This is a genomic window from Thermosipho sp. 1244 (assembly GCF_018588215.1).
In the GTDB taxonomy this organism is placed as follows: Bacteria; Thermotogota; Thermotogae; order Thermotogales; family Fervidobacteriaceae; genus Thermosipho; species Thermosipho affectus.
The window spans coordinates 1-20,144 of the sequence record NZ_LNGA01000024.1 but is presented as its reverse complement, the minus strand read 5'-3'; the positions used below and the strand labels follow the sequence as shown (position 1 = coordinate 20,144).

Here is a 20,144-nt window from a genome sequence, read left to right as displayed (position 1 = left end):
CAATTATTCCCGCTTTTATCCTTTTATCTAATGCCATGCTTATGGTAGCAATCATTCCCCCAAAACTAAATCCCATAATGAAAAGGTTATCCGTATTGTCATTCTTTTCAATTACATCAATTGTTCTTCTTACATCTTTTACTGCTTGATGAAATCTTACAACACAGTGTGCAGGAGAGTGATGATAAAATGGTTCTCCACCTTCCCACTCTTTTTTTCCTCTGTTAAGGTGATATGGGAAAATCAAAAAGTATGATTCAAGTCCAAATTTTGAAAATTGTTTTGCATACCACATTAAGTATGGAATGTGGTTATTTCCGATTCCGTGTAATATGATTATTTTCCCCCATGGATTTTTTGAATGATATTGATAAACAAAAATCCTTTTTGATTCTGGAATATCAGGTTCATATGTTGTATCAAATGAAACGAGAGTATAATCTGAAAATTCTGCTTTTTTTAAATTCAAAGGAATATTTGGATCATATTCATATATGGTCATGTTGTTCCTCCTTTTTCTGCTTCACTTAGATTATACAAAAAATATTTTATGTGTGTGTTAAAATTGAATAAAAGAAAAGCATTTACTTTAATATTTGTCAGTGGTTGTTTTTTGGGTTATTATTTTTTTAATTATGAAAAAATAAAAAAGTAATATTATTAATTATGGGGTGATAATGTATGCAACTTGGAAATTATGTTTGCAAAGAGATAGAAAATATTGTTCTTTGTAGGTCTTGTATGTTGCATCAGTTTAAAAAATTATTTCATGTGGTTACAACTAGACAAAATATGGAATTGGATTTTTCCTTGGAAAGCGATTCTTTTAGGATATTATCAAATATTTTGGGTATAGAACTAGATAGAATGTTTTTTGCAAAACAAGTCCATGGAAATGTTATAAAGTCTGTTGAAGAAAAAGATATAAAAAGAGGAGTAGTTTACACTGCAGATGGACTTATAACTAATGAAAAGAGGATTTTTTTGGTTATGCGTTTTGCAGATTGTGTGCCAATTATTGCATATGATTCAGTGAAAAATGTTGTTGGAATTGCACATTCTGGGTGGAAAGGCACACTAAAGGATATCCCAAAAAAGTTAATTTTAAGTATGGTTAAGAAATATAATAGTAATCCTGAAAATATATTTGTAAGTTTAGGCCCATCAATAAGTCCAGAAAGTTTCGAAGTTGGAATTGAAGTGAAAAATATGTTTAGCAATAAATTTGGTGAAAAATATATAGATGTTAAAAATGGAAAGTTTTTTATAGATCTATGGGGCATAATCGAGGATGAATTGTTTAATATTGGCGTAAGAAATATTGAAATTTCAATGGTAGATACAATAAAATTTAATAAATATTTTTATTCATATAGAAAAGAAAAAACAAAAAAAAGATTTGCAGTAATTGTTGGATTGATTTGAAATATTTTTATTTGTAACTAATAGTCCTGATAATTTATCAAAATAACAAATATTAATATTGTTGATAATACTAGAAATATAATAGTATTTGTATTAATAAAGCTTTTGCTAGATTTTTAATACGTATTGGGTAATGTAAATAGTCTTTTTATGACTTTAATTTTCTTTGTTTTTGGCATGCAATTTAATATTTTTAACAAGATATTTTACACAAAATGTGAAAAAACACACAAATAATTAATATAAATTTACTTTTGTGAAATGTTTTTTTGCAAATTCTATGCTATAATTATCGTGAAATAAATCACAAAATATATAGTTTCCAAGTGATACTTAGGTTGTTTAATTTAAAATTAAAAGGGAGGTTTGAAATTATGAAAATTAGAACAGTTTCAACCATTGAAGAATTAGAAGAATTAATTCAAGATGTGAAAAAAGCTCAAAAAATATATTCAACTTATTCTCAGGAAAAAGTTGATCACATATTTAAAAGAGCAGCCATTTCTGCTAATGCTTACAGAATATGGCTTGCTAGAATGGCAGTAGAGGAAACAGGTATGGGTGTTTTGGAAGATAAAGTGATAAAAAATCATTTTGCTGCTGAATATATTTTCAACAAATATAAAAATGAAAAAACTTGTGGAATTTTGGAAGAAGATACATCATTTGGCATTAAGAAAATAGCAGAACCTGTAGGAATAGTTGCTGGAATTGTACCGACTACAAATCCAACATCAACAACCATTTTTAAAGCTTTATTAGCTTTAAAAACAAGAAATGGTATAATTTTCTCTCCGCATCCGCGAGCTAAAAAGTGTACAGTAGCGGCTGCTAGAATAATGTTAGAGGCAGCTGTTGCTGCAGGTGCACCAGATGATATTATTGGATGGATTACTGAACCATCTATAGAATTAACCCAATATTTAATGAAACATCCTGATATAAATTTGATATTAGCTACTGGTGGGCCAGGTATGGTAAAAGCTGCTTACTCTTCTGGAAAACCTGCTATAGGGGTTGGAGCCGGAAATACTCCTGCAGTTATTGATGAGACTGCACATATTAAGATGGCTGTTAGTTCTATATTATTAAGTAAAACATTTGATAATGGAACAATTTGTGCGTCCGAACAAGCTGTAGTAGTGGTAGATAAAGTATACGAAGAAGTGAAAAAAGAATTTATTGCAAGAGGTGCTTATTTCCTAACAAAAGAAGAAGCAAAAAAAGTAGGAGAGACAATTGTAAAAGATGGAAAACTCAATAGTGCAATTGTTGGACAACCAGCTTACAAAATTGCTAAATTAGCAGGTATTGAGGTGCCAAAAGATACAAAAGTATTAATTGCAGAAGTTGAAAAGATAGGTTCTGAAGAGCCTTTTTCATATGAAAAGTTGTCACCAACACTTGCGATGTATAGAGCAAGAAATTTTGAAGAAGCAGTAGATAAAGCTGTGAAATTAGTGGAGTTTGGTGGAATGGGACATACATCTGTTTTGTATACAGATCAAATTAATAAAGATAGAATAGATTATTTTGGAAGTAAATTAAAAACAGGAAGGGTATTAATAAATATGCCATCTTCTCAAGGAGCCATAGGAGATGTGTATAACTTTAAATTAGAACCTTCTTTAACTCTAGGATGTGGTTCATGGGGTGGCAATTCCGTAAGTGAAAATGTTGGAGTTAAACATTTATTGAATATTAAAACAATTGCAGAAAGGCGTGAAAACATGTTGTGGTTTAAAGTGCCTCCTAAGATTTACTTTAAAACAGGATGTTTGCCAACTGCATTACAGGAATTAAAAGAGAAAAAACGTGCTTTTATTGTCACAGATAAATTCCTTTTTGAAAATGGGTTTGTGACAAAAATAGAGAAAGTATTGGAAGAATTAAATATAGAAACGGAAGTATTTTTCGAAGTAGAACCAGATCCGTCAATTGAGACAGTTAAAAAGGGATTAGCAATAATAAACTCATTCAAGCCGGATGTTATTATAGCTTTGGGTGGAGGTTCACCTATGGACGCTGCAAAAGTTATGTGGTTAATGTATGAACATCCGGAAGTTAAATTCGAAGGTTTGGCATTGAGATTTATGGATATTAGAAAAAGAATTTATACTTTCCCTGAATTAGGTAAAAAAGCTGTAATGGTTGCTATTCCAACTACTTCTGGAACTGGCTCGGAAGTTACTCCCTTTGCAGTTGTAACTGACAATAATACAGGATTAAAGTATCCGATAGCAGATTATGAACTTACACCAGATATGGCTATAATAGATCCAGAGCTAACTATGTCTATGCCTAAAAAACTTACAGCTTATTCTGGTATAGATGCCTTGGTTCATGCAATTGAAGCTTATGTTTCTGTTTTTGCTAATGAATATACTAATGGATTGGCTCTTGAAGCAATAAGATTAATATTTAAATACTTACCTGAATCCTATGAATTTGGAGAGAAAGCCGTAAAAGCCCGTGAAAAAATGGCATATGCATCTTGTATAGCTGGTATGGCATTTGCAAATGCATTCCTTGGATTATGTCACTCAATGGCGCATAAATTAGGCTCGGCTTTCCATATTCCTCATGGACTTTCCAACGCATTACTTATATCTCATGTTATTAAATATAATGCAACAGATAAACCTTTAAAACAGACGGCATTCCCACAATATAAATATCCTATTGCAAAAGAAAGATATGCTAGAATAGCAGATTATCTAAACTTAAAAGGAAAAACTCAAGATGAAAAGGTAAAAAAATTAATAGAGGCTATTGAGGAATTAAAAGAAAAATTAAATATTCCAAAAGCTATAAAAGATTTGGATATTTCTGAAGAGGAATTTTATGCAAGATTGGATCAGATGGCAGAATACGCATTTGATGATCAATGTACACCGGCTAATCCAAGATATCCATTAATTTCTGAAATCAAGCAATTGTACATTGACGCATATCATGGTAAGTTATAAATATATGAAAGGGAGGAATTTTTATGAAAATAGAAGTCTGTGTTGGAACAACTTGTCATCTTATGGGTTCATCAACATTAATAGAAGCTTTAAATGATCTTCCAAAAGATATTAAAGAGTCTTTGGATCTTAAATATAATCTTTGTTTTAATACGTGTTATGGAAAAATGAAACCACCAATAGTTAAAATAGACAATGAATTTTACCAAGATATGACTCCTGAAAAACTGAAGGATATAATATTAAATTTGGTAAAAAATAAAAAATAATACTCATAAAAATGTTTATAAAAGAAGGGGCTTTAAAAAGCCCCTTCTTTTTTTCTAATATCAAGTAAAGTTGCTGCTGTTAATTTTAAAAGTACTCCTTTATTTGGAAGATCTCCTATGTCTTAAGGATAACCATAATTTTAAATCTTCTTTTACCAACTGTATAATTTATGTGGTATTGTGTTTATACGGTGTGTTAATATATTTTAATTAATAGGGGGATAGTAGTGACCTAGTGACCATATATGTAGATGGTTCTTATTCAGATACGTATAAAGTAGCGAGTTATGCTTTTTGTGTTGTTGAGAACGAGGAAATTATAGATGTTAGAAAAGGAGCCAGGATAATAAAAGGAGGGAATTCAGTAGTGGCTGAACTGCTGGGCGTAGTAAGAGCTTTGAAATATTGTAAAACAAAAGGTATAACGAGTGTAACAATTGTTCATGATTATAATAAAATACCAATATTTGCGTCTTCTTGTATAAGAACAAGAAATGGGGTAATTAATGATTATATAAGAAACTTGGTAACGTTGAAAAGACAATTGAATGTTTCTTTTAAAAAAGTTAAAGCACATTCAAATGATGAATTTAACAATATGGTTGATAAGTTATCACGAGTAAAATTGAATGATTACATAAAAAATGTATTTCCAAATATTCTAAAAAATAAATTAAAAAGATGAAAACCAAAAGGCAATGTATAATTACATGCTTTAAGACCATATTTTGTTAATTGACAACATACTTATATCATTTTTTTATGTCTCAATATTTTTCTTTAAAGTTATAGAAAGTGTTCGAAAAGCAATATTTATGGTTAAAAAGGAAGAAAAGAATACATTAAATAATAAAAATTTCCTTCAGCAATATTGCTGAAGGAGATAAATATAGAAAAAATCAATTAATCAACTAAGCGTTAGAAATTGCAAGGACTGTTACGATCCATATTGCCCATCCTAACCAACTTGAATTTGCTTTTAACATTTTCACTTCGTTTCTATATGTTTGTACATAAACGTCAAACAAATAGCTTTGATCTTTTGGAATCATTTCTTTTATTTGAATGAGTCTATTAGCTGGAACTTCTGGAGTGGATATATAGTGATATAAAGGTGCCAATGGTCCAAAAAGTACTCCTCCAAAAAATGGCATGATTCTGTTAACATCTTCATTTGCGTGTTTTTTAGCTAAACTTTGAGCTTCAACAGCTGAAGTTATAGTATAAGCTTGAAGAACACCTACAATTAGAACTATAATCATCAAAATCCAGATTTTTTTCATATCTTTAACCCCTTTCTAAGTTGTTTTAAACTTTCTGATAAATGTTTAAAAGGCTGCATTAGAATAAAATTAATCGTACCTTTCTCACCTCCCTGTAAAAATGTATCAATTGCTTTTCCATTTATATATAACGAAAAAACTTTTTCATTTCTGACAATTAATTTTCATGATTTCCTACATTAAAAAAAGCTCTTTTGCAGTTGTTCATGATGATGAGTGAATAAATGTCATTTCTGACACTTGTTATTTAAGATCCTTCACCCGCTTCGTTCCTCAGAATGACAAAAAGTGAGAAAAGTTTATATTTTTAAAACAGCTCCATAGTAGCTTGACGATGTTTAGTTTATGTGTTATGATTTCACGTAGTTGTTATATTTCTTCATAGTCAAGGGGGAAAGAGTATGAGAAAGAGTAAGTTTGTTTTCGGGACAATTTAATACAAAATAATGCGGCAACCAAAGTTGGGACGAAGATACTTGCACTTTTATTCGGATAAAGGTGTAAAGGTTGTGTATATAGGATTTTTGCACTTGATTTAGTGCAAATGTTGTATTAATAAATAGTCAATTTTAAAAAGCTCCGGGTTGCCGGAGCTTTTTTGTTGCAAATTTTAAAAAATGGAGGGATTTATGTGAAGGAATTTTACAAATACTTTTTCCTATTTCATAAAGTTCTTTCAAAGAAGCTTTTTTTGAAAAAATTTTTTATTGATGTTATTTATGTTTTGACAATGCTTCTATCATTTGTGCTCCCGATCTTTCTTGGAAGAATAGTGGATAACTTTAGAAATAAAAAAGCATTAGATGCGTTTTATGTATATGCGTTAATTTATATTGTAGTTTTCACATTGCAACAGATAACTCAAGTTATGCGAAGAGCCTTTTCTCTGGTAGAGGGACCCCGATTTTTGTTTGAAAGATCAATATCAAGTGTAATAAAAAGAAGAAACGAAAATTTTGTACCGGAAAAAGAAATGGATAAAATTTTTAGTTTTGAACATATTTTCGAATTCTTTTATGGTACGTTTTCAATGTATGTTTTTATCCTGCCAGTTATGATGATACTTACTGTTGGAGTGATAATTTTGAATAGCTGGAAAGTTGGGGTTATAGCTTTAGTAGGATTTCTTTTAGCAGGTATATCGAGTAATAAAAAAATGCACAAAGAAGAGAAAATTGCTGATCAAATGAATAAATCAGAATATAAGGTGTCAGAAGTATTTTCAGATCTATATTCCGGGTATGAGAATATCAAAGCATATGAAACTTTTCCTTTAACCTTTAAATGGCTTTCAAGTGCATTAAAAAATTTAAAAAAAGCATATGACTTATTTGGAAAAACTGAAATACTATTTGGTTTATCATACGAGCTTGGAGTAATCTTAATAATGACTCTTGTTATATTTTTATTGGGCTTTCAAGTTTTTGTTGGAAATCTTTCTGTAGGGAAAGCTATTATGCTTGTTATTTACATTGAAAGATTACAAAGTTATTCTAAGGTGTACATTGAAGATACAGATTATATTTCTTGGGTTATTGCAAGAGCAAAAATAGCCTACGAACAATATTTGAAGGAGGATGCATAATATGTTTGAAAAATTAGAATTTATAGATGTTTCATTCGAATATGAGGGCAGAAAAATATTAGACAACTTTAATTTAGAAATAACTCGTGGTGAAAAAGTGGCTATTGTAGGTTCAAGTGGAGAAGGGAAAACAACTTTTATAAGGCTTGCTTTAAAATACATATCACCACACAAAGGAAAGATCTTAGTTAATGGAGAACCTTTATCTAAATTTGATGGTTGGTATAAAATCCTTGGAGTTTTGAGTCAAATAGCACATATTTTTAATAGAACACTCAGAGACAATCTTCTTATTGCAAATCCAAATGCAACAGACAAAGAAATGTATAGAGTTCTTAAATTAGCTGGCTTGAAAAAGTTTATGCAAAATAGAGATCTTAACACAGTTCTTGGGAGTGATGGAAGGTATATTTCTGGCGGAGAAAGGACAAGAATAGCACTTGCAAGATTATTACTCAGAGAACCAGAAATTGTTATTCTTGATGAACCACTTGAGGGTGTTGATAAACTTGTTGAAAAAGAAGTTATAAATAATATCAGAGATTTTGTAAAGGACAAAACTTTGATTTTGATTTCACATAGGTTTAGTATTCTTTCATTGACAGATGAATTTGCTGTGCTTGAAAATGGAAGGATTGTTGAAAGAGGAAAATATCATGAGCATTCGCAAGACGGCCTTTTAAAACGATTCTTTAAAGCTGAGCAAGAGTTGACTGAGAAATTTAGAAAGGGTGATAGTATATGAGAAAATTAATAAAATGGTTCTTTAAAATCCCTAAAAAATTAATGTTTATGATAATTTTAATGAATTTATTTGGGATTATATCGGGATTTATAGTCTCATATACTGCTATTTTAAGCAAAGATCTCATAAATTATGCTGTTTCCCAAAGTAATAGCTTTTTTTTAAAAGGTTTGTTGTTAATAATAGCAGTTTTGATAAGTCATATATTGATTATTCTTGGTAAAGCTTTTGTTTCCTTCAATAAAGGAAGAGGGTTTAAGTACCTTGGTGAATATTGTTATGAAAGAATAATGAACAAAGATTTTACGGAGTTTTCTAAGAAACCACCTGCGTTTTACTCAGAAATTTCGTTGAGAACTATTGAAAATTTGTTGGACCCTTTTTCTAATTATGCTGATTTAGGTGGAATTGTTTTTATATTTAAAGTAATCTTTTATATGGTAACAATTTATACTTTAGATCGTATTTCAGGTTTGTTTATGATATTTTTTGGTATTTTGATTCTTCTTTCTTTATGGATAGCAAACATTTATTATTACAAGCGCTCCAAAATAGTTGAAGATAATTTTTTAGAAATCAAATCATATGTAGCAGATATGTTCAAGGGTATAGAGGAAATACAATTGTTTGAAGCATATAACTTTGAAATGGATCTTTATAAAAAGACAACCGATCCATTTTGGAAATATAAAAAGAGATTGTATTTTAACGATTTTATTCTTAGTTTTATGATTCGTGATTTGATCTCAATGGCATTTTATCTTTTTATTATATATCGCGGGGTAGTATTAAGTGATCCAGGAACATTTTATGCTCTTTTTAATTTATTTACATTAATAAGATATCAATTATTTACACTAATGGGTGTATGGGATATTGTTCGCACAGGAATTACTGCTGCAAGACAGCTTGAGGAAGTTGTCGGTTAATTGAATTGAAAAATAGCTAAAAAGCGAAACTCAAGAAAACAAGGAGAGAGTAAGATCCTTCGACTATGCTCAGGATAACAATACTGGCGAGGTTAGAAGTTTTGCGAGTGTTGGAAGATTGGATAGATTAGATAGGTTAGTAAAAAGAAAAGATTCTTCGGTACTTTGCACCTAAGAATGACAAGAAAGAAGGAATATCATCCAAGATTCTTCGCGCATACGCGCTCAGAATGACAAAAGACACTAACCTTTCCAACACTTTCTAACACTCTCCAACCTATCCAATTTCTCCAACACTCTCTTTTTAAAATCCTTATATTTTAAACAGTGTAAAATGTAAAAAATACAAATATATAATTTGAGAATTATTTACCAGTGTGATTTTCTAACAGTTTATAAGGACTCAATTTTTTTAAAAGAAGTATACATAAAAATGTCCCGAAACCTGAAAGAAAACCAGCGGATATGAAGACATAAGAATAATTGCCAGTTGCGTCATATATCCAAGAACCTATTGTCGGTGATATTGCTCCTACACCAAAGGCAGTAAATATTAAGCCGTAATTAACTCCTAGATTTTTTGTTCCAAAATATTCCGCCGTTAAAACTGGGAACAAAGCCAAAGTTACAGCAAACCCCCATCCCGTTATTGCAGCTGCAACACACAAAGTAAAAAAGTTTACAACAAAGATGGGAAATAAAAGCAATATTACCACCTGGATTATATAAGTTACTATCATTACTTTTAAAACGCCAAACTTATCACTTAATAATCCCGCCAATGGCCGGCCAAGACCATTGAAGCCAGAAAAAATAGCAATCGCCCAGGCAGCTTCCATAGGAGAGAGTCCGAGAATGAGTTCGCCATACGGAGGTATAAGTTTCATACTTAACAATCCACCTGTAATAACCAGAGCAAAAATCAGCCACATTGTGTAAAATATAGGTTTTTTCAAAAGATCAGTCGGAGAAATATCTCTGATAAGAAGGTTTGTATGTTTTGTTTTTTTCGCATTTTTTTTAACTGGTAATTCCCAATTTTCTGGTGGATTTTTAATTAAAAAAACTGCTACAGACAACACTATAAAAGTAGCCACACCAATTATAATAAAAGTACCTTCTATTCCATATTTTGGAATTAAATATCCAGCTTTAAGGGGAGCGAATACAAGAGCCGCTAATCCAAAACCCATAACCGCAAAAGATACAGCAACTCCTGGCTTGTCTGGGAAAAATTTTCTGGTTGGTGGTGCAACACATGCATAAGTTAATCCACATGATATTCCGCCTAAAATTCCGTATGTTATTACTAACCACCAGCTATATGGAAATTTTCCTACAAAGGATGCAGAAATATAGGCTATAAAAAATAATATTGTACCAATAGCAGAAACCTTCTTTGGCCCCCATACATCCTGTAATTTGCCGGCCGGGACCATTGTTAAAGCAAAGATTACCATGAAAACAGTGAATGGTAAAGTAGCTTCTGTTGTAGTCCATCCAAATTTTTCTACTAAAGGTACAATAAATACTCCCCAAGCATAAGATAGGCCACCCATCAAGGCTAGCAAAAATCCTGCTAAAGGTATTTGCCAGCGTGTTTTAAAATATTTTTGGTTTAAAGCTTTGTCGACTAACTTTTCCAAAACTTTTCCCCCTTTTTTATAGGCATCGTTGTAATATCCGACAGTTACATTATAGCATGAATCGTGGTAAAAAAGAACGTTTTCACGTGAACATATTTTTTAAAAGTTATGCTGTATTAATGTGATTTTTTCGGAAATTAGCTGTTTTATTTTTTTACAAATTATATTATTTTCACGTGCTTTTTATTTTATTGATGTTGTTTAAATAATGTGATTTAACAGTTTTTAAAAATATTTACAATATAAATTTTGTCAAGGTATTTGAGAAAAAATTTTTTTAATTTTGTATTCTGTAGCAATAATTGAAATATTATACGTTTTATTAAAACTGAACGATAATAAAGAGTAATTGTAAATAATAACATATAATAGCTGAAAATCAGATTAGGTTTTTAATGGTCAGATAAGTTATACTTTTTTCAAAACAAAAAAATTTTTTCTCGGGAGGGACAGTATGAACAAAGGTCAATTAACAACTTTTGAAAAAATTAAAGCAAATTACGATAGTCTGAGTAAAGCTGGGAAAAAACTTGCAGATTTTGTATTAGAAAATCCGGAAAAAGTTATTAGAATGTCAATTTCAGAATTAGCAAGAATCGTAGGTTTAAAAAGTGAATCTACAGTTGTTAAATTCTATCGAAATATTGGATTTTCTGGTTATCACGATTTTAAAGTTTCACTTGCCGGTGATTTAGCTGGAAAATCAATCTTGCATTCTTATAAAGATATCTATATCAATGACTCAGTTGAAAATATGAAGAAAAAATTTTTTAGTAGTACTATTCGTGCCTTTCATGATCATTTAGGAAAATTTACTGATGAATTATTAGAAGAAGGAGCAAAAATCTTATCATCTTCTAATAGAATAATTTGTTTAGGTTACGGAGCTTCTGCAGCAATTGCTAAATATGCTGCGTTTAGATTTTCTGTATTTGATAAAGAAATATTTTTTTCTGAAGATTCTCATTTTAATGCTTTAATTTTGAGGAAGTTAAAGGAAAATGATTGTATAATTGCAATTTCGTATTCTGGAGAAACGAAAGATGTAATTATTCCTCTCGAACACCGACGGGGTGCCAAATTAATTGCTATTACCGGCAACAAGGAATCATCATTAGGGAAAATTTCAGACTTAGTTTTTGAGGTTAAAATTGAGGAAATTAGTATGCGCACAGATGCTTTAATTTCACGCTATATTCAAATGGCTATTATTGATATTCTTTTTACTATTTTAGTTATTAATGGTGGAGAAAAAGTTTTAAATGAATTAACTGCTGCGAGAAAAAGTTTTTCGCATTTGAAATTCTAAGGAGGTGTGTTCATGAATTTTAATGATATTAGGGGGGTAATTCCAGCAATAATTACGGTATTTAATGAAGAAGGGAAAATTGATGAAGCAAAGTTTAGAAGTTTCATTGAGTATTTAACTAATAAAGTTCATGGTTTATTTGTTTGTGGAACTTATGGAAGTGGTCCAATAATGACATTGAAAGAGAGAAAAAAAGCTCTTGAAATAATAATTGAACAGGTGAATGGCAGAATTCCAGTTATTGTTCATGTTGGAGCAACTTCTCCTGAGGATATCTTTGAATTAACTGTACATGCAAAAGCTGTAGGTGCTACTGCTGTAGCTTCTGTTTCACCATTTTATTACAAATACAAACAAGACGATATAATTAGATTTTTTAATGAACTTGTTTCTAAAGTAGATATTCCTGTATTTATATACAATAACCCAAAAACTACGGGTATTGAAATAGAAATAGAAACAGTTAAAAAATTAAAGCAAATAGGTTTAATCGGGATTAAAGATAGCACGTTTGATCTTTCTTATTTTTATCGTGTGAAATCGGAAGTTGGGTTTGATGATTTTGTTTATGTTTCTGGTTCGGAAGCCTTTATTATTCCAACAATCCCACTTGGAGCTTCGGCGATTATTAGTGGACTTGCGAATGTTTTTCCGGAGATTGTTGTTGAACTTTATGAAGCTACAATTAATAAAGATTATGAAAAAGCTTTTAAACTCCTAGAGAAGGTAAATGTTTTAAGACAAATTCAACATTTTACAGATAGTATTCCTGGAATTCATGCCATGCTTGAACTAAGAGGAATAGATTCTGGATTTCCAAAAAAACCTTTTACAAAAGCATCAGATGAAGTAGTAAAGAAAATAAAATTTGCACTTGAAAACATTGACATTAAATTATGAAATTATGAGGTGATCGTATGAAAAAAGTTGTGGGTATGGGAGAAATTATGATTCAAATGAATCCTACAGAAAAAGGTCCTATGAGGTACCAACATTTATTTGAACGACATGTTGCAGGTTCTGAAGGAAATGTAATAATCCAAATGCAGAGGTTGGGAATACAAACAAGTTTTATTACTGCTGTTGGTTTGGATCCATTTGGAGAAATGATTATTTCAACTTTAAAGTCTGAAGGTGTTGATACAAGTTTTGTAAAAGTTGATCCTAAACATCCTACAGGGATATATTTTGTGCAAAGAAGTTATCCAATTCCGGGAAAAACAAAAGTTTTTTATTATAGAAAAAATTCAGCGGCAAGTTTTATTTCCGAAAAAGATATTGATGCAAAGATTTTTGATGATGTAGATTTGTTTTTTTTAAGTGGAATAACACCAGCTTTAAGTAAAAGATGTAAAAAGGCAGCTTTGAAGGCAATTGAGATATGTGTCAAAAAGAAAATTAAGGTTGTTTTCGACACAAATATTAGAGTAAATCTTTTAAAAACGAAAAACAAAGCATTTGAAATTTTAAAACCTTTTATTGAAAGTGCGAAAGTGCTTTTTACGGGAGTTGGAGATTTAACGTTTCTTTTTGGCAAAAATTTAAGAGAAAGTATAAGCGAATTACGAAAGATTGCAAAAAATGCTGAGTTAATTATTGTAAAAAAAGGGAAAGAGGGTTCAATATGTTTTGATGTAAATTCAAATACATATATTGAATATAGTTCATTTCCAGTAGAAGTAGAAGATGAACTAGGAGCTGGTGATTCCTTTGATGGAACCTTTTTATCTGCTATGTTGAGAGGGTATTCTTTTGAAAAGTGCCTTAGATATGCAAATGCATCTGGAGCAATGGCGGTCTCGTTGAAGGGTGATATAGAACCTCTTCCTACTTGGAAGGATTTAGATCTTTTTTTGGAAGTGTACGAAAAAAGTGAGGAGAAACTTTTAAGATGATTCTTACACGTTTTCGAAACATAAACAATCAGTAAAAGAAAAAAGTTATGGAGCTATACCTTAAAATAGGAGGTGTTTTAAAATGAAAAAGTTTCTATTGATCGTTTTATTAGTAGTGTTTACTTTTGGGGGATTAGCAGCAAAATATCCAAGCAAACCTGTAACTATTATTTGTCCATGGGGCGCAGGTGGTGGAACTGACAGGTTAGCAAGATTTCTTGCAGATCAGTTATCAAAAGAGTTTGGAGTACCATTTGTAGTAGTGAATAAGACAGGTGGAGGAGGCGCAGTTGGCCATTCTGCAGGTGCTTATGCAAAACCTGATGGATATACTTTAACACTTGTTACACTAGAACTTGCTACAATGCATTGGTTGGGTTTAACAAATTTGACTTATGAGAATTTTGATTATGTTGCTCAACTTAATACTGATCCTGCAGGTGTTATTGTAAAAGCAGACGCTCCTTGGAACAGCGTTACGGAATTGCTAGTTGATATTGCAATGAATAAAGGAAAATATTTATTTTCAGGTTCAGGAGCGGGTTCTGTTTGGGATTTATCAAGAATCGGCATGTTGAATGCTGTTAATATTTCACCCGATTATGTTACATGGGTTCCAACAACAGGTGCAGCCCCTTCAATAGTTGAGCTTCTTGGTGGGCATGTTGATGTTATTACTTGTAGTCTTCCTGAAGCGTGGCCATAAATTTCCTCGGGGCAATTGAAAGCATTGGCAATTATGGCGGATTCACGTGATCCAAGGTTTCCTGATATACCAACCTTAAAAGAACAAGGTATAAATTGGTCTTCAGGAACATGGAGAGGGGTAGCTGTACCGAAAGGTACTCCTAAGGATATTATTCAAACTTTAGAAAAAGCTATAAAGAAAATTTATGAGTCAGATGAATTTAAAGAATTCATGAACAAAAATGGATTTGGTATGACATGGAGAGGTTCAGAAGAATTTTATAACTTTGTAAAAGAGCAGGATCAAGTTTGGAAAGAAGTTCTTAAAATAGGAGGTTATATCAAGTAATTAATTCCCCCCCTTTATTTAAAGGGGGGGACTTGGGAGGGTTGTTATGAAAGTAAAAAATCTAAGTTATGGTGTAGTACTTGTGTGTATAAGTGTATTTGTATTTATCTATGGTTCAAATTTTCCGGATTTTATTGTAAGAGGTAACAAACTTCCTGGACCGAAATTTTTTCCTTTTTTGATTTCATACTTGTTGTTAATAGTTGGTTTATATTTTATTATCCATTCGATAATTAATTGGAAGAAAACTAAAACAGATTCTGCAAGATATATTACAAAAAAAGGTTTATTAAGAGTTGTTTCTGTGATTATAGGTGTTGGAACTTATGTCCCATTAATTAATCTGGTTGGCTTTAAAATTGGAACATTTGCTTTTGCCACGGTTATGATGTCGATATTTGGAGTTAAGATTTTAAAATCTATGCTTTATTCGTTAATTTTAACTGCTATTATTGTATTGATTTTTGAAAAAGTTTTTTTAATACCATTTCCTCAAAAGTTTTTCCCATTTTGATGAAAAAGAGGTGACGGGTAATGAACTATATATTAGCAGCACTTCAACCTAATGTGTTGTTGCCACTTTTGATATCGATGTTTTTTGGAATATTTGTTGGTGGAATGCCTGGGTTAACGGCTACGATGGCGGTGGCGTTGATCATTCCTATTACTTATTATATGCCACCATTAGCAGCTCTGGCAATGATTTTAGGTGCTTCTTTTTCTTCGATTTTTGCTGGGGATATTCCAGCAACATTTCTTCGGATACCAGGGACACCCGCTTCAGGTGCAGCTGTCCTAGATGGTTTTGAAATGTCTAAAAAAGGGAAAGGTGCATTAGCATTATCACTTGATTTAGTCTGCTCTGCTACTGGTGGGGTTATAGGGGTTTTATTACTGATTTTGGTTGCTCCCCCTCTTGCAAAATTTGCACTTAAATTTACTAATTATGAATACTTCTGGCTAGGTATATTTGGTTTAAGTATGAGTGCTGTATTGAGTAGAGGAAATTTGATAAAAGGGTTATCATCGGCTTTATTAGGATTATTAATTGCAACTATTGGGATAGATGTTACTACTGGTTATCCACGTTTTACTTTTGGAAGTATTGAGTTGATGGATGGAATAGGTTTTATACCTGCAATGATTGGGTTGTTTGGGATTTCAGAAGTTTTAAAAAGAATTCAGGGTAGTGAAAAAGATTTGGAATTGCCAGCAATAAATGAAAAGATCAAACCTTCGCTTTTAGCAGCTTTCAAAATTATGATAAAAAAGTTTTTTATAGTAATAAAGTCAGCAATTATTGGGACGTTTGTGGGAGCACTGCCTGGGGCTGGTGCAGATATTGCCGCATGGGTGGCCTACGGAGTTGAAAAGAAAACATCAAAGAAAAGTGAAGAATTTGGAACGGGAATTGTTGAAGGAGTTATTGCACCTACAAGTGCTAATAATGCAGCACTTGGGGGTACTTGGATACCAGCCTTAGTTTTTGGAATACCTGGTGATACAATTACAGCAATTGTATTAGGTGCAATGTTAATGTATGGGTTAAGGCCGGGGCCTTTGATTTTTCAGGAAAATGGAGAGCTTATTAAAGGTTTATTTTTCATTGCTATACTTATTCAATTTTTGTTGATTGTTGTTGGTTATTTTGGAATCAGAGTTTATACCTATTTTTTAAAAATGAAGACTTCAGTTGTTCTAACGGCAGTCATTATGTTCTCAATGATTGGTTCTTATGCAATAAGGAACAGTTATTTTGATATTTACATAATGTTGATTTTTGGTGTAATTGGATATCTGTTTGAAAAAATAGATGTGCCGTTAGCACCGATGATTTTGGGTATAATTCTTGGCCCAATGATTGAAGATAATTTAAGAGTAGGGCTTACTAAAACAGGTGGTAATTGGATGCCTTTTTTTACTAGACCAATTTCAATTGCTTTTATTGTATTGATATTTTTTGTCTTTTTTGGAACGTATATTGTTAAATTATTAAAAAAGTTCTTATGAGGTGATGTAAATATGAATGAAGTGAGAATTTACAAAAATATCTTCGAAGATTTTTTGAATGAAGAGTTGAACATCACGTTAGAAAATTATCTAAAAGTTTCGGAATTGGTTAATTTTAGTGGAGAACCTGAGAAGCATTTGAATTTTACTGATGTTTATATAGTTTTAGATGGAAATGCGGTTCTTTATTTTGGAAAAGAACTAGAATCAGAAGTCGAAGTTTCAGAAGGTGAATATAGAGGAAAAGCCATTAAAAATCCTCAAAAAATAGAGTTAGAAAAAAATACAGTGGTGATAATACCTGCAAATAATGCTCATAAATTGGATGTGCCAGATAAACTTAGATTGATTGTGTTGAAGCTAAAAATAAAGAATAATCTTTAAATATATTATAATCATATATAATATAAAACACCCCAATTATTTAATTGTTCTCTATTTTTCATGGGGTGTTTTTTTTATTATATATTTATACAAACAACAAAAACAACTCAACTGGAAGTGCAATTATGTTATCTCTTTTAAACGCAGTGTTTTTTGTTACCAGTATTCTTATATGCAAGTCAAAATATATAGATTCTTTATTTTTCCACCATGGATTTTGCCTATATACAGACGAAAAATCTATGTTCTTCGTCTCCTGAATTAAGCATATAGTTATTCTATTAACTAAATTGGGCCATACTTAGTCAAAAGACTGACCAAATTAGTACTGATTTAGTCATTTTAACAAAGGAAATGATACGAAGGCCCTTCGTATATGTTTAGAATAATAATAAAATATAACGCTTAATTTAACATTCCACTTCTTGCCAAAAACTTACAAAAATTGTATCAAAAAACTAATAAAAAATAGTATAATAATATTAGAAGGATACAAAAAAAATTAAAACAATTAAGAAAAGAAAACAAACATTAACAAAAAAATTGAAAATATATTTTTGCAAAAACAACAAAAGAAACAAAAAAGCACTTTGTAAGTACCTACCAAATTATAAATTATAATTTAAAAAAACGTATTAAATAGCAAACATGAAGATTTTGAAAATAATTTAGGATAAAATGTGTGAAGGGATATAAACACACAATATAGAATATAAAGAGTCATTTGGTGATTCCGTACTAAAAGCAATATGTGAAATGGCAAATGCAATCGGTGGAGTTGTGATTGTTGGAATCTCAGATGATGGCACGGTTAAAGGACTAAAAATAACAAATAAAGATCTTGAGAAAATCACAGAAAAAATTGTCAGCAAACTGGGTATTCATCCCGAAATTGAACTGAAAGAGGAAAATGCAAAAACTATTTTGGTAATAAAAGTTTCTAAATCCAATGTCCCTATCTCTTTTAACGGTAGATATTATGAAAGAGTAGGAAACACATCAAGAGAAATGAAACCTGAGAGGTTAAAATCATTTCTTCTCAGAGGTACAAATTGGGATTCTATTATAAATGAGAATGCGGAGTTTAACGAAATTGATGAAGAGACAGTAAGAATGTTTTTGAGAATGGCAAAAGCAAAAGGAAGACTCACCATATTTGATGAAAATGTGGATATAAAAACTCTTTTTGAACATTTGAAATTGACAGTAAATGGTAGATTGACAAATGGAGCAATAATATTATTTGGAAAAGACCCTCAAAAATACTTCATAAACGCTGTGTTGAGAGTTATAAGGTTGAAAAACGAGATAACAACTATTGGTGACAGATTTATTGATGGGAATCTTTTTAAACAAGTTATTATGGGGGAAGAAGCAATTAAAAATTTCATAAATGTAAAATATGAAATTAAAGAACTTGTGAGAAAAGAAATATGGGATTATCCTTTAGAGGCGATAAGAGAGGCTCTACTCAATGCCTTGATTCACAGAGATTATTTCCGGTGGAATGTTCAGACGCAGATAAAGATTTTTGACGATTATATATGGTTTTATAACATCGGTGGGTTACCGGAAGGTATTACACTCGAACAGTTAAAAGGACCTCATTCTTCTGTTCCAAGAAATCCACTCTTGGTACACATCTTTTATCTTGCTGGTTTTATAGAAGAAATGGGTTCAGGAACAGAAAGGATAATAGAAAGTATGAAATCAGCGGGACTTCCAGAACCTGAATTCAAAGAGGAAATGGGCGGATTTTCCGTTTATTTCAGAAAAGACATTTACACAGAGGAGTATTTGAAAGAACTTGGCCTAAATGAGAGGCAGATAAAAGCTGTTATGTATGTGAAAGAAAAAGGAAGGATAACGAATAGAGAGTATAGAGAAATGTTTAATATCACAGATAGAACAGCACTTAATGATTTGAATGGCTTGTGCAAAAAAGGAATCATGATAAAGGTTGGTAAAACTGGAAGGTCAACTAAATACATACTCATAAAGTTTGGAAATAAACCAGAAAAACCCGAAATAAACCCGAAATAAACCCGAATAATGAAGTGTGAACGATGCTTAAGTTCAGATAATTGAAAAAAAGGAGAAATTTATATTGTTGATGTATGGTAAAAATTGCTTAAGATTAGATGATTTAAAGTTTTTAGTATTTAAAAACAGGAGGTGAAAGTATTTTATTTAATATACTCCGTTCACTATTTAAGATACTCTTTTCACCATTTACTATAATTTATTTGTCAATAGAGGGTGTCGTTCTTCTCATTTATTTTGTGAAAAGGAGAAAAAGGCATTTAATATTGAAAAATAATGATTTATCTGATCATGAGATGAAAGAAATTTATGATTTTTTAGATTTTTATCCCAATTTTTTTATCACACTTGGAATTTTGGGGACATTTTTGGGGATAGTTGTTGGGATAACTAATTTAAGATTTGAAAATGAAGAAACATTGAAATTAGGAATAAATGGATTACTGTCTTCTATGAGAACTGCTTTTATTTCATCAATTGCGGGAATTATTTTTTCGATAACTTCTCATTTTATGAATAAAAAATTATTTATCGAACTAGCAAAATTAGAAGAAAAAAAGAAGAATAGATTTTTGGATGAAATACGTACAATAAGTAAGGAATTAAAAGAAATTAT

General features: G+C 31.0%; 18 protein-coding genes and 1 pseudogene. 16 read left to right on the top strand and 3 right to left on the bottom strand.

All coding sequences use genetic code 11. The annotated features are described in order from the left end of the window. Positions 1–502, bottom strand: a 502-nt coding sequence (locus AS157_RS06750; RefSeq protein ID WP_214495019.1) for a dienelactone hydrolase family protein, incomplete at its 3' end; no start/stop codon positions are given. Between the two features lie 179 nt (positions 503–681). Here AS157_RS06750 and pgeF point away from each other — a divergent pair. From pgeF to AS157_RS06730, 4 genes are all read left to right on the top strand, one after another. Continuing rightward, positions 682–1,425, top strand: a complete 744-nt coding sequence (gene pgeF, locus AS157_RS06745) for a peptidoglycan editing factor PgeF (protein WP_077290023.1) — start codon at positions 682–684, stop codon at positions 1,423–1,425. 374 nt (positions 1,426–1,799) lie between these two features. Continuing rightward, positions 1,800–4,394 carry a bifunctional acetaldehyde-CoA/alcohol dehydrogenase gene (gene adhE, locus AS157_RS06740; protein ID WP_214495018.1) on the top strand — a complete coding sequence of 865 codons (2,595 nt, stop codon included), beginning with the start codon at positions 1,800–1,802 and terminating at the stop codon, positions 4,392–4,394. A gap of 23 nt (positions 4,395–4,417) precedes the next feature. Further along, on the top strand, positions 4,418–4,663 hold the full coding sequence (locus AS157_RS06735) for an NAD(P)H-dependent oxidoreductase subunit E (protein WP_214495017.1): 246 nt from the start codon (positions 4,418–4,420) through the stop codon (positions 4,661–4,663). 235 nt (positions 4,664–4,898) lie between these two features. After that, positions 4,899–5,348 carry an RNase H family protein gene (locus tag AS157_RS06730; protein ID WP_214495016.1) on the top strand — a complete coding sequence of 150 codons (450 nt, stop codon included), beginning with the start codon at positions 4,899–4,901 and terminating at the stop codon, positions 5,346–5,348. Between the two features lie 226 nt (positions 5,349–5,574). On the opposite strand, the gene AS157_RS06725 is transcribed toward AS157_RS06730, so the two are convergent. Continuing rightward, positions 5,575–5,946 (bottom strand): hypothetical protein, encoded by a 372-nt coding sequence (locus AS157_RS06725; protein ID WP_214495015.1) that lies wholly within the window; start codon positions 5,944–5,946, stop codon positions 5,575–5,577. A gap of 631 nt (positions 5,947–6,577) precedes the next feature. On the opposite strand from AS157_RS06725, the gene AS157_RS06720 reads away from it, so the two are divergent. From AS157_RS06720 to AS157_RS06710, 3 genes are read left to right on the top strand one after another with little or no spacing between them, the layout of a single operon-like run. Beyond that, positions 6,578–7,531, top strand: coding sequence for an ABC transporter transmembrane domain-containing protein (locus tag AS157_RS06720; RefSeq protein ID WP_214495014.1), 954 nt, complete (start codon positions 6,578–6,580; stop codon positions 7,529–7,531). A gap of 1 nt (position 7,532) precedes the next feature. Continuing rightward, positions 7,533–8,276, top strand: coding sequence for an ATP-binding cassette domain-containing protein (locus tag AS157_RS06715; RefSeq protein WP_214495013.1), 744 nt, complete (start codon positions 7,533–7,535; stop codon positions 8,274–8,276). Then, complete coding sequence (locus AS157_RS06710; RefSeq protein WP_214495012.1) at positions 8,273–9,205, top strand: ABC transporter ATP-binding protein; 933 nt, start codon at positions 8,273–8,275, stop codon at positions 9,203–9,205. The genes AS157_RS06715 and AS157_RS06710 overlap by 4 nt, the downstream gene beginning before the upstream one ends. Before the next feature lie 365 nt (positions 9,206–9,570). Here AS157_RS06710 and AS157_RS06705 read toward each other — a convergent pair whose 3' ends face one another. Further along, positions 9,571–10,851, bottom strand: coding sequence for an L-lactate MFS transporter (locus AS157_RS06705; protein WP_214495011.1), 1,281 nt, complete (start codon positions 10,849–10,851; stop codon positions 9,571–9,573). Between the two features lie 454 nt (positions 10,852–11,305). On the opposite strand from AS157_RS06705, the gene AS157_RS06700 reads away from it, so the two are divergent. The 9 genes and pseudogenes from AS157_RS06700 to AS157_RS06650 form a co-directional block, all read left to right on the top strand. Then, the gene (locus AS157_RS06700; protein ID WP_214495010.1) at positions 11,306–12,160 is read left to right on the top strand and encodes a MurR/RpiR family transcriptional regulator; all 855 of its coding nucleotides are present in this window, start codon (positions 11,306–11,308) and stop codon (positions 12,158–12,160) included. Positions 12,161–12,172: 12 nt separating this feature from the next. Continuing rightward, positions 12,173–13,060 carry a dihydrodipicolinate synthase family protein gene (locus AS157_RS06695; protein WP_214495009.1) on the top strand — a complete coding sequence of 296 codons (888 nt, stop codon included), beginning with the start codon at positions 12,173–12,175 and terminating at the stop codon, positions 13,058–13,060. A 17-nt stretch (positions 13,061–13,077) separates the two neighbouring features. Further along, positions 13,078–14,055, top strand: coding sequence for a sugar kinase (locus AS157_RS06690; RefSeq protein ID WP_214495008.1), 978 nt, complete (start codon positions 13,078–13,080; stop codon positions 14,053–14,055). 82 nt (positions 14,056–14,137) lie between these two features. Then, positions 14,138–15,091 (top strand): annotated as a pseudogene (locus tag AS157_RS06685) (tripartite tricarboxylate transporter substrate binding protein). A 46-nt stretch (positions 15,092–15,137) separates the two neighbouring features. Next, complete coding sequence (locus tag AS157_RS06675; protein WP_214495005.1) at positions 15,138–15,605, top strand: tripartite tricarboxylate transporter TctB family protein; 468 nt, start codon at positions 15,138–15,140, stop codon at positions 15,603–15,605. 20 nt (positions 15,606–15,625) lie between these two features. After that, positions 15,626–17,101, top strand: a complete 1,476-nt coding sequence (locus tag AS157_RS06670) for a tripartite tricarboxylate transporter permease (RefSeq protein ID WP_214495004.1) — start codon at positions 15,626–15,628, stop codon at positions 17,099–17,101. Between the two features lie 12 nt (positions 17,102–17,113). Further along, on the top strand, positions 17,114–17,485 hold the full coding sequence (locus AS157_RS06665; RefSeq protein ID WP_214495003.1) for a hypothetical protein: 372 nt from the start codon (positions 17,114–17,116) through the stop codon (positions 17,483–17,485). Positions 17,486–18,190: 705 nt separating this feature from the next. Continuing rightward, positions 18,191–19,528: an ATP-binding protein gene (locus AS157_RS09730; protein WP_352039436.1), complete on the top strand. Its 1,338-nt coding sequence runs from the start codon at positions 18,191–18,193 to the stop codon at positions 19,526–19,528. Between the two features lie 266 nt (positions 19,529–19,794). Continuing rightward, on the top strand, positions 19,795–20,144 hold a 350-nt coding region (locus AS157_RS06650), incomplete at its 3' end, for a MotA/TolQ/ExbB proton channel family protein (protein WP_214495002.1).